Here is a 16,077-nt window from a genome sequence, read left to right as displayed (position 1 = left end):
CGGTGGACACCCTTGCTCTTAGCTAATGATAGGTAGCTATAAACCCTCATAACGGACTTTCACCGTCGAGTTATACGCCATGCACGGCACACAATAAAAAAAGGTTTGAAAATTTTAACTTTCAAACCCTTTTTAAAAATGATTTTTTAATTCTTTATAGAAGCCGTAACCTTTTTTAATCCGGTAAGTTTAGTTACAGCCTTTAGAATAAAAGCCTTTTGTAAAATTGATCCGGCCATACTTCCTATAAGAGATAAAGGTGATAGTGCACTTTTGGTACGCTCAATATTTAATTTAATCTCTTCCTGATCTATCTTGGTTTGAAGTTTCAGAATTTTCAAATCCCGATTTATTTCTTTGAATGAACTATATTCCTTCATAGTGATTAATCCTTAAAAAATTTTCTTGAAACCTTAACCAAAAGAAACCTTTCAATAGGTTTTTTTGCGAAAAATACTATTCCAAGGAATAGTAAAAAATAAAATCCGCCCACGATAAAATAACCGGAACTTGGTGATCCAATAGCTTCGCTAATAACAATTGCAATTGCTACAGAAATAAATATTAAGGCAAAAATAAAAAAAATACCCAGTAATAGACCCTGAACGAGACCAATAGCCCCTTTCATAGTTTTTTTAAAGAATTTAAGCTTATAATATTCAGCATTGTTGTGAGCAAATGCCTTTAAATTATAATTTAATTCGTCAATACTTCTGGATAGTTTTTCAAATGCCATAAATATATTATACTACTGCTTTATTAGGTTTGCCTTTGTCATCATTGCCTTTACCCTCTTTTTGAAGTCTGGCATTTTGCTTTCTTAGCTCTTCTAATTTTGTTTCCATTGCATTGAGAATATCATCCGCTTTATGGCTTGCTGAAGATAATGTTTCTTCTAACCGTGCTTCAAAATCAACACGAGCTTTCTTAGCTTTTTCAGATAAGTTCGAAGAGGTTTCTGTATATTTTTGATTTAATCTATCCTGAGCCTTTTTTGACTCATCCTTAAGCTTTTTCCGGGTTTTCTCTCCGCTATCTGGAGCATATAGTAAACCTACTCCTGCACCTATCGCAGCTCCGGTAATTAATGCTAATAGTGTACTTCCTGTATTTGCCATAATAGTTCTTATTTGTTAAATTAATACTAAACCCAAAGATACAAGATGAGTCAAGGCTAGGCTGTTAATAACCGGTTAATATGTTAAAATCCTTTACTAAAATATTCTTAAAAAGCCACTTAAGCAAATGGATTACAGGTTAATTGTTCTTTGACCATGAATCTCTAAGTGTTACCGTACGGTTAAAAATAGGTTTTCCTTCTTCTGAATCTTTATCCACGCAAAAATATCCTATCCGCTGAAATTGAAATTTATCCTGGATTCCCGCCGATTTTAAACTTGGTTCTACATAAGCTTTGATAACCTCAAGTGAATCTGGATTTATAAATTCCATATAATCCTTATCCTTATCTCCATCGGGGTTTTCAACGCTGAACAAACGATCATAAAGTCTGATTTCGGCTTCTAAAGCATGTTTTGCAGAGACCCAATGTAAAGTTCCCTTCACCTTTCTCTTAGATTCCTCGGTCCCACTCCCACTTTTACTTTTAGGATCGTAAGTACAATGGATTTCAGTTATATTTCCCTGGGAATCCTTTATTACCTCTTCCCCTTTTATAATATAAGCATTCTTAAGCCTCACTTCCTTACCAAGTGTTAATCTGAAAAATTTTCTGTTTGCGCTCTCTTTAAAATCCTCTTTTTCAATTAGAATATCTCTTGAAAAAGGAATTTCCCTGCTTCCGGCTGACTCATCTTCGGGATTATTTTCAGCCTCTAGCCACTCTTCTTTACCTTCCTCATAATTGGTGATCACTAATTTCACAGGATCTAATACCCCCATAACACGCGGAGCGGTTTTATTTAAATCCTCCCGTGCACAAAATTCTAGATGTGCTACATCTATCATATTTTCACGTTTACCAACACCTATTGAATCAGCAAATTTCCGAATTGCATTCGGTGTATAGCCCCTTCTTCTTAAACCTGATATTGTTGGCATTCTCGGGTCATCCCAAGATTTAACCACATTTTTTTCTACCAATTGCATCAGCTTACGCTTGCTTACAACAGTATGACTAAGATTTCGGCGTGCAAACTCTCGTTGTTTTGGCTTTAATTTAGCTTCACCACTTACTTTTTCCAAAAACCAATTGTATAATTCACGGTGTGGTAAAAATTCAAGAGTACAAAAAGAATGCGAAATATTTTCAATAAAATCACTCTCCCCATGTGCCCAATCATACATTGGATAGATCTTCCAGTTATCATCAGTACGGTGATGTCTTTTATGCAAACATCGGTACATCACTGGATCTCGCATCAGCATATTTGGAGAGTTCATGTCGATTTTTGCGCGCAATACATGGCCACGTTCGGGGGTTTCTCCATTTTTCATTTTAATAAAAAGCTCCAAATTTTCTTCTACGGAACGATTTCTAAACGGACTTTCCTTACCGGCTTGGGTTGGAGTCCCCTTTTGTTCTGCTATTTGCTCTGAAGTCTGACTATCTACATAAGCATCACCGTTTTTAATCATTTCCATAGCCCAGTCATATAATTGCTGAAAATAATCAGAAGCGTAACACTCTTTCTCCCATTTATATCCAAGCCACAGCACATCTTCTTTTATGGCATCTACAAACTCTTGTTCTTCTTTTATAGGATTAGTATCGTCAAACCTAAGATTTACAGGGGCATTATATTTCTCTCCTAGACCAAAGTTCAAACAAATTGAAGAAGCATGCCCTATATGGAGGTAGCCATTAGGTTCAGGTGGAAACCTGAATTTTAAATCTTCCTTTTTATAAGTAGTTTGAAGGTCTTCTTCTATAATTTGCTCAATAAAATTGAGTGATCTTTTTTCTTCAACCATAATTTATTAAAATCTATAACCTCCTGAATTGAGGTTTAATCAGACATTATTTTTAATTCTGAGCAAAGCCCAAAATTTTTTACACCCCTTGTGGGAATAATATACAAAGTTACCAAAAATTAGGTCGTCAAGCCCAAGCTTTGGCATACAAGAATAATATATTTACTTTTATTCTCAATATATCTAAAATCAACAATGCCCGAAGTATTACAAATAATTATTTTCTCCGCTTTTTCAGGAATGACCGTTTTTATAGGAGGTATTTTAGCTTATTACTATGCAAAAATTTCTAAAAGAAATAAACAAAAAAAGGAACTTAATCATTTTGTAATTGCTCTTGGTGGCGGTATTATTCTTGCAGCATTAGCATTGGTTTTAATTCCAAAAGGAATGGAAAAATTAAGTCTTTTGCCCTTAATTCTATGTTTCAGCGCTGGAACTCTAATTTTCTTTTATTTAGACAAAAAAATAGAAAAATCTGGAAGTAAATTATCTCAGCTAATTGCAATGTTACTAGATTTTATTCCGGAAGCTCTCGCATTGGGAGCTATTTTTGCTACCGATAAACAAACCGGATTGTTGTTGGCAATTTTTATAGGCCTCCAAAATTTACCTGAATCTTTTAATTCTTACCAGGATCTTATTGCAAACGGATATAGGACCAAGAAAGCTTTAACCATCCTATTCCTTTTGAGTTTTATGGGCATCATTGGAGCTACGACAGGATATTATCTACTCCGGGATCTACCTAAAATTACCGCCGGAATTATGACCTTTGCCAGTGGTGGAATTTTATATTTAATTTTTCAAGACATCGCTCCCGATGTACGATTAAAAAAACATTGGTTACCAGCTCTGGGAGCAAACCTTGGTTTTCTAATAGGAATCATAGGCGACAAACTAATCCATTAATAAATTGTGATAAAGCGTCTGCCAGCTTATCTTTGCGAAAAACATTCTTTTGGGAAGTATAAAATTGAAAAATATCAAGGTTTTTTCTTATCACGGCTGCCTTGACGAAGAAGGAAAAATCGGCAGTGATTATCGTGTGAACCTTAAAGTGAAAGGAGATCTATCCAATTCTGCTAAAACCGATGCTTTAGCAGATACTATAGATTATGTTCATCTAAATAAAATAGTAAAAGAGGAAATGGCTGTAAGGTCTAAACTTCTGGAGCACGTAGCCGAGCGTATCTTAAACCGCGTTTTGGATGAAATCATTTTAGTGCAAAAAATTAAGGTGGAAGTTTCAAAAATCAATCCCCCAATTGGAGGTAATGTAGCTATGGTCAGCGTTATTAGAAGTAAAACACGTTAATTCTTTTCAATTAGTGTATATTTCAGAAACTATATTGAAGAAATTTCTAATTATTTTTTAACCTAAAAATTACTCAATAGCACTTATTAGTTTTATTTTTTAAACTTAAAATTTTTATTACATTTGCCAACCCTTAAAATTGGCATCGTGGCCGAGTGGCTAGGCAGAGGTCTGCAAAACCTTGTACAGCGGTTCGAATCCGCTCGATGCCTCAGAAAAAAGCTCCTTCTCTGTAAGGGGCTTTTTTAATAAACCAGAGTAGTATTGGCATTAATACGTTGAAAGACCTTACATAAAAACTATCCTACGAAGGCTTTTTAATAATTAATTTTAAATGGTATCGTTTGGGGTAATAGTTTCAATTTGGTCTTTAATCTCGTCAACCTGGGAAGGAAAAAGGCCCTGGAAAATAAGCATTCCACCAAAAACAATCAGCAAAACACTAATGCCCTTTTTCATTATATAGATACGATTTGGTGTAAGTTTTCTGTTCAATTTCTTGGCCAGTAAAATCTTAAAAATATCTAATACGAGGTAAGTACCCAGCACGCTTCCGAAAAAAACCATTATTCGATTTTCTTCCATTTCTAATTTTGGACCAAAAATGATAATTAACCCCAACCAAAATCCCAGGACACCAATATTGATGAAATTCAGTAAAAATCCTTTAACAGCTAATCCAAAATAATCGCTCTTACTCAGCTTTCTTATCTCTGGTGTATCATCATCCTGTCGCAACACTTTTTTGGTCTGTACAAAGCTCATAACACCATATGTGGCTAGAATCATACCTCCAAATATGAATAGAGCAGGATCATCTTTAATACTGGCAAGTAGTTTGGTAGTACTTAAATAAGCGACAAACAAGAAGATAATATCTGCAACAATAACCCCTAAATCAAATGCAAAGGCCGCTCTAAAGCCTTTTATAGCAGCAGTCTCCAGAAGTACAAAGAAAACCGGACCTAATAAAAACGCTAAAAAAAGACCTAAAGGTAGGGCTGCTAATACATCCTGAAACATACAATTGCATTATTTTACAAATGTAGACTTTTAGTTTTTCCTAATTATTTTACCCCCGAATAAAATACTCTTTTCTATTGTCTTAGGATTTCCATACACATTTACTGTCCCTCCTGCTCTAACCTTTGCATCTACAATCTCGCTGGCCGAAATATCAGCAGCACCACCGGCTTTGATGCTTATCTTAACTTCTTTAGACTTTAGGTTTTTACCATAGAATTTTCCACCAGTATTAATGTTTATTTCCTGGGCATCCGTTTTTCCCTCCACTTCTATTACGCCTCCGGTATTGGCATCTACATAAAGTTTATTAAGATTAACATTAGAAAAAATTTCAGAACCTTCTGAAACGTTTAAATGAAGAAAGTTTTGTTTGAACTTAGAATCGACAAAAATGGATGAATTTTGGTGCCCATCAATTTTATTCAGGTTTTTAAAAAAAATTGTTATTTTGGTATTATCCTTTTCATCAAGGATTTCATCAATACTCATTCTTAATTTAAGAACTCCTTCATCGTTTTTAAAAATAATATCATTTCGGTTTTTACCATTAACTACGGCCCTATTCTGGTTTGCTTCTTTTAAAATAACATTTAATCCATTGTAAACCTTAATTTCCGTGAATTCTTCCAAATCCTTGGTAAGTTCCTGAGCACTCACTATGCCTGCACTCATTATAAAGAATATAAAAAAAAATGTTTTCATTTTTGCTTAATTTAAATAGCCTGCTTGATTGTCGTTTTTACCGATTAGAATAAAATCCAACTGCCTTTTGACTAAGTCCGCATTTTTAACCTTTACAATTACTTCATCTCCTAGCTGATAAGTCTTTTTGGTCTTTCTACCTACAATAGCATAATTTTCTGCATCAAAATCATAATGATCCCCTTTAATATCCCGTAAACGAATCATTCCTTCACATTTGTTTTCCACAATTTCCACAAAGATCCCGAAATCTGTTACTCCAGAAATCACTCCAACAAATTCCTTATCCTGGTGATCAAGCATAAATTTCACCTGCATATATTTTATAGAATCTCTTTCTGCATTAGAAGAAAGATTTTCCATTTCACTGGTATGATGACATTTTTGGTCATATTCCTCTTCTTTCGCAGAAGGTTGGTCATCAAGATAACGCTGCAATAAACGATGTACCATAACATCTGGATATCTTCTAATTGGGGAGGTAAAATGTGAATAATAATCGAAAGCCAAGCCGTAATGACCAATATTCTGTGTACCATAATAAGCTTTGCTCATTGTTCTTATAGCAAGGGTATCTACTAAATTTTGTTCCTTTTTACCCTGAACGTCTTGGAGTAACTTGTTTAGAGAAGATGAAACAGTTTTCCTGTTCTTAAGATTTAATCCATGACCAAACCTGGAAACCAGACTATTTAAAGAAACTAGTTTTTCTTCATCGGGTTCATCGTGGCAACGATAAATAAAGGTTTTCTTTTCTTCTCTTTTTCCTATGAATTCAGCTACTTTTCGGTTAGCTAAAAGCATAAATTCCTCAATAAGTTTATTGGCATCTTTAGCGGTTTTGAAATAAACGCCTATAGGTTCGTTTTCTTCATCTAATTGAAATTTAACTTCAACTTTATCAAAAGAAATAGCACCCTGACGCATCCTTGATGATCGCATCTTTTTTGCCATTTTATTCATAATTAATATGGCCTCTACAATTTCTTTTTTAACCGTGTAAGCTTTATCCTGAATAGAAATTTCTTCAGGAATTTCACCATTTTCATTTTCAATAATTTGTTGAGCTTCTTCATAGGAAAACCTGGCGTCCGAATAAGTAACAGTTCTACCAAACCATTCATTCACAACTTTATTGTTTCTATCAAGTTCGAAAACTGCTGAAAACGTATATTTCTCTTCATTAGGCCGAAGTGAACAAGCATTATTAGAAAGAACCTCTGGCAACATTGGTACTACACGATCCACTAGATAAACTGAAGTTGCGCGTTCGTATGCTTCATCATCTAGAATAGTACCCGGTTGCAAATAATGGGCAACATCAGCGATATGTATTCCAATTTCAATATTTCCATTTTTCAATTTCTGAAAACTCAAGGCATCATCAAAATCCTTAGCATCTGCAGGATCTATAGTAAAGGTTAGAACATCCCGCATATCCCTTCTCCTTTTGATTTCTTCAGGCAGAATGGAAGTATCTATTTGATTGGCAAAATCCTCTATTTCCTTAGGAAATTCATGGGGTAAACCATATTGAGCCAGGATAGAATGTATTTCAGTATTATGCTCGCCTGGAGTACCTAACACCTGAATTATTTTCCCAAAAGGGGAATCGGCTTTTTCAGGCCATTCTTCAATTTCTACAACTACTTTATCACCATTTTGTGCATTGCCCATTTTATTTTTCTGCACAAAAACATCTGTATACATTTTTGGATCGCCTATAACCACGAACCCAAAATCCTTTTGCATATCCAGAACACCAACAAATTCAGTTCTCTTACGCTTTAAAATTTTAGTTACTTCTCCTTCTGATTTTTTATTGCGTTTGCGGTTATAGATATAAATTTCTACTTCATCACCGTTAAAAGCAGTGTTTAAATCTCTAGCTGAAATAAAAACATCATCGTTTAATTCATCCACCAGTGCATAGGCATAACCTTTTGTGGTCATATCTATTACGGCCCGATAATAATCGTTACTCTTACTTATTTTAAATTTTCCCCGATCCTCTTCTTCAATCTGTTTTTTAGCAGCCAATTGGGCTAGTTTTTTAATGATATTATTTCTGCTTGTGGCATCATTAACACCAAGTTTAGCGGCAATTTGTTTATGATTAAAGGTTTTTCCAGGTTCCTTTCTAAGAATATCTGTAATGCTTCTAGAAAGATCACCCTGTAATTGGGATTTATTTTTATTCTTTTTACTCATTTCAATATTTAAAGTATAAAATTACGGCTTCTGCATTACATGACATCCATTTGGAATTAAAGTTTTGTTAAGCGCAGGGAAAATTAGATAAAAGAAATAAATTTTAATATTTAATTAACGTTTGGGTGCTACAGGGTAAAAACCCTCGTTTCTTGCTTCTACCACAATAAAATTACATCTAATTCTTAATTTTTTATTAATTTTAATTTAAGATTTAAAATACACTTTATTCTCACCTTTGTAATATATGAATATCAGCATGCTATGAATAAAGCTAGAAAAATATCGCTTCTTTTTTTCTTTATTTTTCTCCTTGGATTAATAGGTTTTATCGCTTCGATTAATCTATCTCTTAATAGGAAAAACCAGGTAAATGTACAATCTGCTCGACTTTACATGGAGAATAGTATAGGTTCTACTGAAAAAGAAATTTACTATATTAATTAGTTTAAAAATCTGTAAAACAGATTTTTAAACTAAATGTACAAGTAAAAAAATATTTTTTAGACTATTTAATTTCATATCCAAGCCTATAAAATACCCTCTAAAATATTCAAAACATAAATTTGTATTTTAGTTCATGCAACTAAATGTTATTAACATTATATATTAATTCATCTTTTTCTTCTTTTTATAAAAATTAAAACTGATGATTATTATAGGCTGTTAACTTGTAGAACAATTTTTTAAAGCTTTCTTTGGATTCTACTTTAAATTGATTTGATAACAACTTATTAACATACTTCTAAAGTTCTAAAGAACTGAAAATCTTACTATTTTAATATTTACTTAACAAAAGTTAATAATCAAACTTTATTATCTAATCTGGATAACTGAAATATAATTCACTGTTCATAACCTCTTATTCTATGCTTATAACTTGTCCATAAATAACAAACTTATAATTTGATTATTCCGGCAATATTTTGCTATTGAAATTTAAAATGGATAACACAAATAAGTTTCTCAGTTTCTGATCAATGCTTATCCACAATCCTTTGTCAATACTAAAGACTTGATTTTTAAGGATATTAAAAAAGTAATTAACAATTAAAAACTGTGTGGTTACTAAGTGCTTTTTTTACCTTTGCAGCAGTTAAAATTTTAATTATGAAAATTGCAATTGGAAACGATCATGCCGGTACCGGATACAAGAAAAAGGTAGTGGATTACTTAAAAAACAGGGGTATAGAAGTTATTAACTATGGTACCAATAGTAACGACAGCGTAGATTACCCGGATTTTGTGCATCCAGTGGCCGATGATGTTGAAAACCAAAAGGTAGATTTTGGAATTATCATATGTGGAAGCGGTAATGGTGCAAATATGACAGCCAATAAACACCAGGGGGTTCGTTCGGCCTTATGCTGGACAGGTGAGATCACCAAGCTTGCTCGTGAGCATAATAATGCAAATATATTAAGTATTCCAGCCCGTTTTGTGTCCGAACATCAGGCACTAGATATGGTGAAAATTTTCTTAGAAACCTCTTTTGAAGGTGGAAGGCATCAAAAGCGAGTAGACAAAATTCCTGTTGAGAACTAATAAATAAATTGGTTATAAATGGATAATAGATTATTTATACTTTTTTAGGTTTAGGCCAAAAGTTCTTGAATGATTAGTGATTTCAATAATATGTAAATTATATAAGCCTTTTTAAATTCAGAACTAAATTTGATTTGAATATATGGATATTCTTATAAAAAATTTCAATGAACTTAGTCTTGAAGAACTTTACCAGGTATTGCAACTTCGTTCCGAAGTTTTCGTTGTGGAACAGAATTGTGTTTACCAGGATATAGATGGGAAAGATGAAAAAGCACTTCACGTTTTAGGAATAAAGGCTGGTAAAGTAATCGCTTACACCCGTTGTTTTGATAAAGGATTTTATTTTGAAGAAGCTGCAATTGGCCGGGTTTTAGTAAAAGAAACGGAAAGAAAGAATGCCTACGGTCATCTAATATTAAAGGCTTCAATTTTAGCTATTGAGGAGCGTTTTAAAACTAAAAATATTAAACTCTCTGCCCAACAATACCTAACTGATTTCTATGAAAACCATGGTTTTATGCAAATTGGTGAAGGTTATCTGGAAGATGGAATTCCACATATAGCGATGGTAAAATAATTACTGCAAAATTTGTGAATACCTATGGGTATTATTTAAAATAGCCTTGGCTTCCAGGATTTCGGGATTATGATTTATATAATATTCATACAAACCTTCCTTATAGAAATAGCGTTTAATAATCTCATCGGTTAATAAACTTATTATTTCATCCTTTTTATTGTCTAATTGTTGCTTTTTTTGTGACTCCATTTCAGTAGAAATGCTTTTATAATGATCCAAAATTTCCTGTTCATAACCCTCTTTAGAAGCGGTAGTTAAAAGTTCTTCCAATTCTGTTTCAATTGCCGTTTGAAAGCTAAAATTTGTAGATTTCAAAAATGATTTGAAATTGTTGAAATCTGCTTCAGTGAATTCAAAAGCTTCTGGATTTTTTACTTCATTTTTATAATAATATTCAGTAGCAAAATCGAAAATAGCATTTTTAGAAAGCAATGCCTTAGTAATAGGACTAAATTCTGAAGTTTGCATTTTTACATCAGGAGCAATTCCACCGCCGTCATAGACACTACGTCCGTTTCGAGTTTTAAATTCATTATAATCATCAATCGATCTTTTTATGGCATTACCTTCTTTATCCCTTTCAGCATAATTCATGGCCTGGATACATCTTCCACTAGGCGTATAATATCGGGAAATTGTAATTTTTAATTGAGTACCATAAGCAAGCTCTTTAGGCCGCTGAACAAGCCCCTTCCCAAAGCTTCGGGCACCTACTATTACACCCCTATCCAAATCCTGAATTGCTCCAGCAACAATTTCACTTGCTGAAGCACTTCGACCATTAACTAAAATAACTAATGGAATTTGTGTATCTAGAGGTTCCTTTTGAGTATGATATGCCTTATTATATTTTTCAATAACTGATTCTGTTGTGGTAATCAACTCTCCTTTGGGAAGGAAAATATTACAGACCTTTATGGCTTCGGTTAATAAACCACCAGGATTTCCCCTAAGATCCACAATAATTTCTTCAGCACCCTGATTTTTTAAATCTTTTAGCGCATTAACTGTTTCGGAATAGGCTTTCGCATTAAAGCGAGAAAGTACAATATACCCGGTTTTTTCATCCAAAAGTCTATAAAACGGCACTGCTTTTAATTTAATAGCATTACGGATAAGTTTGGTAGTTTGTATTTCTCCCTGGCGACGATATTTAATATTTATTTTAGAATCCGGAGAGCCATTTAGTAGTTCTCCGACATTATCTTTATACTCTACTACTTTTATTCCTTCAATTTCAATAATTTCGTCACCAGCTTTTAAACCAGCTTTATCGGCAGGGTAACCTTTATAAGGTTCCATGATTAATAAAGCATCCTCTGTAACCTGGACGGTAGCACCAATACCACTATATTCACCAGAATTATTGATCCGGGCTGCTTCAACATCCTGTTCATTCCAGTAATTGGTATAAGGATCTAAATCGTTGAGCATCGCTTTAATTGCTGTATCCATCAAAGAAGCAGGGTTTGTTTCATCAACATAGTTCATATTGATTTCCTTAAAAAGCGTGGTAAAGATTTCAATTTGTTTGGCGATTTCAAAAAAATCGGATTTAAAACCAAAACTGCTGAATATTAGCGTAACCCCCAGACAAATTAGCGCTATCCTTTTGGTGAGTTTCTTTTTCATTTTTCAATATTTTTAAGCAAGTTGATAAAGAAATCAGAGCTACTTCACTTCCTCTTCTATAAATTTTTCCATTATCTTAATCATCGTCTTATTTAGATTTTCCAAATTAATTTCATCCCTGGAAATATAAATAAACATCAAGGCATATGGTTGTGGCAAGTTATTGGTTACAAGATACTTATTTTTTCTGAAAGCTTCCCGCATCAGTCGTTTAATTCGGTTGCGGCCAACTGCGGTTTTTACAAGTTTTTTAGGAACTGAAACACCAATTTTAAAATTGGAAATTTCGGGATTTGTGATAGGAAGATAGATAAGTTTTAATGGATATTTTTTAACTGATTTTCCACCATGAAACAAAATATCGATTAGTTTTTTGCTCTTTAATTTTTCGTTTTTTCCAAAACTTTCATCCATAGCTCAAAAGTAAGCTGATTATATCAATTGTACTACCCTCAACTTAAACTTGTTTTTAATTTTTAGTACCCATAAATTAAAAAACCTCACAAATTTTTAAACTTGTGAGGTTTATTTAAAATAATAATAGAATATTATTCCTGTACTTCTGAAGTTTCTTGAGCGGTGTATAGATTGTTATCTCTATTGACATCTGCCATTAACTGAGATTCGTCTATTTCTATACTTTCTATCTCGTTAAGCGGTTTATCGATCTTTAAATCGTAAGTAGGATAAGCCCAGGCCCAATCTTCAGCTACCGTCCAATTTTCGTGATCTGAGGGTTTTTCCCAACGCATCATTTGTAACGGTATGTATATCTCTTCTTCTTGGCCATTGGTATACCTAACAGTTAAATCTATCGGCATTGGCATAAGATTGTGACGCTCTAAGATTACTTTAGTGGAGTTCTCATCGGCCTCAATAACTTCTTTGATTCCGTAGTCTATAGTTGCTGTAGTACGCGTCCAGTCGTTTAAATACCATTCCAGTTCAGCTCCGGAAACTTTTTCGGCAATTCTAATAAAATCGTTCGGTGTTGGATGTTTAAATTTCCACTTATCGTAATAACGTTTTAAGGTTTTGTCAAGATTTTCTTCACCAATTATATATCCTAATTGAGCTAAAAATACGGCTCCTTTAGAGTAAGCGGAAGCACCATAAGCAGCATTTAAAGCATAACGATCGGCTTGAGTGGTTTGCGGTTGTTCTACACCAGAATTTGCCAATTGTAAGTATCCTCGATAAGAGCCAGTATGAGGATTTTCAGCATAGGTTTCCATAACTTGGTTCATCGCTATGCTAGAGATATAGCTGGTAAATCCTTCATCCATCCATTCATATTTGCTCTCATTAGTTGCCATTAAATGCTGAAACCATGCGTGAGCCAGTTCGTGCGCGGTTACACCAACAAGGCTGGGAAAGCTACGTTCTCCTGTAATTAGGGTAAGCATAGCATATTCCATTCCACCATCTCCGCCCTGTACTACTGAATATTGATCCCAAGGATATGGGCCTATATTTTTATTAAAAAATAATAATAGCTCTTCAGTTTTCTCTTGAAGTTTTTTCCAGTTTTCAATTATTTCTTCATCGTCCTGGTAGAAAAAGTGAAGAATAGTTCCGTCCTCAGCAATTCTTTTATCGTGAATATAATCAGGATCTGCTGCCCAGGTAAAATCGTGAACTTCGGGTGCTATAAAATGCCAGGTATGTGTGTCTGCCTTTGTTTCTACTTCCTGGTCGGTATAGCCGTGCCCAATTTCTTCAGGATTTTGTAGGTAGCCTGATGCGGCCACAGTATAGGCTTTATCAAGCGTGATTTTTACGTCAAAATCTCCCCAAACCCCGTGAAACTCACGACCTATGTAAGGCGTTGCATGCCACCCTTCAAAATCATATTCTGCCATTTTAGGAAACCACTGGCTCATAGAAAGCGCTACTCCTTCTGCGCTGTTTCTCCCCGAACGGCGAATTTGTACTGGCACCTGACCTTCAAATTCCATATTAAAAGTGGTCTTTTCTCCTGGTAAAATAGGTTCATCAAGCTCCACTTCCAAAACGGTACCTACCTCTTCAAAAGAAATTTTATTTCCGTTTTGGTTAAGACTTAGGACCTTTAAATATCCTTGTTCTGACTCGCTTAATTTTGAAATACGGTCACCTACCCTTCTATCTGGATCTTTAATGGTTCGTGAACGTACGTCCATTTCACTTCCCGGTTGAAAAGCATTAAAGTACAAATGGTAAAAAACACGATTTAAGGTATCTGGTGAATTGTTGGTATAAACCAATTCCTGAGAACCGTCATATTGATAATTTTCAACATTCATTTCGACATCCATTGTATAATCTACGTGCTGTTGCCAGTAGCTGGTGTTGTTTTGGGCACCGCAGAAGGTACTCACAACAAGGCCCAGGCTTAATAATAGTTTCTTCATTTATTTGTGGTTTTAAGTTCAAAGATTAATTGAATACTATTTTGTTTGTGAAGCTAAAATAAGAGCATTATATAAATTTACCATTTTCCCTGAAGTAGATAAGTCTTTAAATTTTTGGGTATTATTTCTATCACCTCCAACAATTACTTCAGCATTGGTGGTTAAACCGCTGTCTATAATAATTTGTTTTACCTGTGCAGCACTTAATTTAGGATAAAAAGAACGAATAATAGCCGCTACACCAGCAACTGCTGGTGAAGCCATAGAAGTTCCTTGTAAGAATTCATATTCGTTGTTTGGTGTGGTAGACCAAATTTTAGTACCAGGAGCGAAAACATCGACATTTCTCTTTCCGTAATTGGAGAAATCGGCAACCAGATTTGCTCCATATTCATAATTTAAAGCCCCAACAGTTAAAAAATTATCTGAAATTTCCTCAGTGTCTTCTGGAGTTTGATCGTTGGGATAAACGGTATCTTCATCTAAATTAATACCTTCATTGCCACCCGCATTTACAATTAAAACATCGTTTGCAGCTGCATATTCAATGGCGTTAATAACCCATTCCGGATTTGAAGAAAAATATTTCCCAAAACTGGTATTAATTACTTCTGCACCATTATCTACAGCGTACCGAATAGCCAGAGCAATATCTTTGTCATATTCATCTCCATCAGGTACAGCACGCAGTACCATAATTTCAGCATTATTGGTTACGCCATTTATACCGATATTATTATTTCTTTCTGCTGCGATAATTCCCGCCACGTGAGTACCGTGTTTAATATCTTTCTTATCGTTAGAAGGCCCCATAACGTTAGCATTACCATAATCAGTATCTGTAATATCGTAAGGATCATCACCTACTTGTGCACGCCCATTTAAATCTAAGTTTAAGTGAGTATCTAAGCGATGAGCAAAATATTCAATACCTTCATCTAGTTCCTCTAATGCTTCGGGAATATTTTCGCTGACATTATTCTGAATTTGCTGTAACATCGCCTTATATTGAGCCAATTGTCCTGATGCTTCCATATTATTCAGTTCTTCTTTGGTATAATCTTCTTTACCTAATTGGGAAGAAACTGCCTGATGTGCAGCAACCAATTGTTTTTTAATTTGCTGGTATTGGTTTCTATTCTGAATAGTTTCCTCATATACTTTTTCGTATTCCGCCTTTGCTTCCTGGTATTGAATAAATTCAGCACGGTCTGCAGTACTTATTGAACTTGCGGTTTTTCCTTCATACTTAGGTTTTAAGCGTCTATAGATACGAGTAAACTCTAGATTTTCTTCCACAGCCTTTCCTAGAAAGTTCCAACCATGCATATCGTCTATATAGCCGTTATTATCATCATCCTTTCCGTTAGCTGGAATTTCATCAGAATTGGTCCAAATTACCCCATCGAGATCTTCGTGTTCAATATCCACACCGCTGTCAATAACTGCTACTATAGTTTTATCACCTTTTTGGTTTTTAATTATTTCCGAATAAGCCTTTTTTACGCTCATTCCTGGTATAGTATCATTTATAAGATCAGCACCACCCCAGCCTTTTAGTTGGGCTTCAGAAAGATCAGTAATTTTTAGGGGAATAGAATCTATGTTTTCAATTGGGGTAGAAACTATTTTAGGAGCACTACTTCCGCAGGAAGCTAAAATAATCGCGCTTCCTATTGTAAATGCGGATTTTAAAAAGGGTATTTTCATTATTGTTTATTTATTTTTTCAAA

General features: G+C 34.2%; 15 protein-coding genes and 1 tRNA gene. 5 read left to right on the top strand and 11 right to left on the bottom strand.

Annotated features, from left to right (window positions below):
* Window positions 1–146: 146 nt before the first annotated feature.
* The 4 genes from DET49_RS08630 to DET49_RS08615 form a co-directional block, all read right to left on the bottom strand.
* The gene (locus DET49_RS08630; RefSeq protein ID WP_133547694.1) at window positions 147–380 is read right to left on the bottom strand and encodes a DUF6327 family protein; all 234 of its coding nucleotides are present in this window, start codon (window positions 378–380) and stop codon (window positions 147–149) included.
* Between the two features lie 5 nt (window positions 381–385).
* Window positions 386–736, bottom strand: coding sequence for a phage holin family protein (locus tag DET49_RS08625; RefSeq protein WP_133547693.1), 351 nt, complete (start codon window positions 734–736; stop codon window positions 386–388).
* A gap of 7 nt (window positions 737–743) precedes the next feature.
* Entirely contained in the window at window positions 744–1,118 is a 375-nt protein-coding gene (locus DET49_RS08620; RefSeq protein WP_133547692.1) for a YtxH domain-containing protein, read from the bottom strand.
* A gap of 139 nt (window positions 1,119–1,257) precedes the next feature.
* The gene (locus tag DET49_RS08615; protein WP_133547691.1) at window positions 1,258–2,934 is read right to left on the bottom strand and encodes a glutamine--tRNA ligase/YqeY domain fusion protein; all 1,677 of its coding nucleotides are present in this window, start codon (window positions 2,932–2,934) and stop codon (window positions 1,258–1,260) included.
* A 195-nt stretch (window positions 2,935–3,129) separates the two neighbouring features.
* On the opposite strand from DET49_RS08615, the gene DET49_RS08610 reads away from it, so the two are divergent.
* The 3 genes from DET49_RS08610 (at window position 3,130) to DET49_RS08600 (ending at window position 4,464) form a co-directional block, all read left to right on the top strand.
* A complete protein-coding gene (locus DET49_RS08610) occupies window positions 3,130–3,846 on the top strand; it encodes a ZIP family metal transporter (protein WP_133547690.1) in 717 nt (238 codons plus the stop codon).
* A 49-nt stretch (window positions 3,847–3,895) separates the two neighbouring features.
* Entirely contained in the window at window positions 3,896–4,252 is a 357-nt protein-coding gene (folB, locus tag DET49_RS08605; protein WP_133547689.1) for a dihydroneopterin aldolase, read from the top strand.
* A 141-nt stretch (window positions 4,253–4,393) separates the two neighbouring features.
* Window positions 4,394–4,464 (top strand) — tRNA-Cys (locus DET49_RS08600).
* Between the two features lie 118 nt (window positions 4,465–4,582).
* Here the strand turns inward: DET49_RS08600 and DET49_RS08595 are convergent.
* From DET49_RS08595 to rnr, 3 genes are read right to left on the bottom strand one after another with little or no spacing between them, the layout of a single operon-like run.
* Window positions 4,583–5,275, bottom strand: coding sequence for a LysE family translocator (locus DET49_RS08595; protein ID WP_133547688.1), 693 nt, complete (start codon window positions 5,273–5,275; stop codon window positions 4,583–4,585).
* Between the two features lie 30 nt (window positions 5,276–5,305).
* Entirely contained in the window at window positions 5,306–5,980 is a 675-nt protein-coding gene (locus DET49_RS08590; protein ID WP_133547687.1) for a head GIN domain-containing protein, read from the bottom strand.
* 6 nt (window positions 5,981–5,986) lie between these two features.
* On the bottom strand, window positions 5,987–8,191 hold the full coding sequence (gene rnr / locus DET49_RS08585) for a ribonuclease R (RefSeq protein ID WP_133547686.1): 2,205 nt from the start codon (window positions 8,189–8,191) through the stop codon (window positions 5,987–5,989).
* A gap of 1,110 nt (window positions 8,192–9,301) precedes the next feature.
* On the opposite strand from rnr, the gene rpiB reads away from it, so the two are divergent.
* Together rpiB and DET49_RS08575 are read left to right on the top strand one after the other, a co-directional pair.
* The gene (gene rpiB, locus DET49_RS08580) at window positions 9,302–9,736 is read left to right on the top strand and encodes a ribose 5-phosphate isomerase B (protein ID WP_133547685.1); all 435 of its coding nucleotides are present in this window, start codon (window positions 9,302–9,304) and stop codon (window positions 9,734–9,736) included.
* 142 nt (window positions 9,737–9,878) lie between these two features.
* Window positions 9,879–10,316, top strand: coding sequence for a GNAT family N-acetyltransferase (locus DET49_RS08575; RefSeq protein WP_133547684.1), 438 nt, complete (start codon window positions 9,879–9,881; stop codon window positions 10,314–10,316).
* Here DET49_RS08575 and DET49_RS08570 read toward each other — a convergent pair whose 3' ends face one another.
* The 4 genes from DET49_RS08570 to DET49_RS08555 all read right to left on the bottom strand — a co-directional run bounded on the left by DET49_RS08570 (window position 10,317) and on the right by DET49_RS08555 (window position 16,054).
* Window positions 10,317–11,951 (bottom strand): S41 family peptidase, encoded by a 1,635-nt coding sequence (locus tag DET49_RS08570; protein ID WP_133547683.1) that lies wholly within the window; start codon window positions 11,949–11,951, stop codon window positions 10,317–10,319. It abuts the gene before it with no gap.
* A gap of 39 nt (window positions 11,952–11,990) precedes the next feature.
* A complete protein-coding gene (gene rnpA / locus DET49_RS08565) occupies window positions 11,991–12,365 on the bottom strand; it encodes a ribonuclease P protein component (RefSeq protein ID WP_133547682.1) in 375 nt (124 codons plus the stop codon).
* Window positions 12,366–12,499: 134 nt separating this feature from the next.
* Window positions 12,500–14,344, bottom strand: coding sequence for a M1 family metallopeptidase (locus DET49_RS08560; protein ID WP_133547681.1), 1,845 nt, complete (start codon window positions 14,342–14,344; stop codon window positions 12,500–12,502).
* Window positions 14,345–14,380: 36 nt separating this feature from the next.
* Complete coding sequence (locus DET49_RS08555) at window positions 14,381–16,054, bottom strand: S8 family peptidase (protein ID WP_133547680.1); 1,674 nt, start codon at window positions 16,052–16,054, stop codon at window positions 14,381–14,383.
* Window positions 16,055–16,077 lie beyond the last annotated feature (23 nt).

Source organism: Salegentibacter sp. 24, assembly GCF_004362395.1.
In the GTDB taxonomy this organism is placed as follows: Bacteria; Bacteroidota; Bacteroidia; order Flavobacteriales; family Flavobacteriaceae; genus Salegentibacter.
The sequence above is the reverse complement of the archived record's forward strand: the minus strand, read 5'-3'. Positions and strand labels throughout refer to the sequence as shown.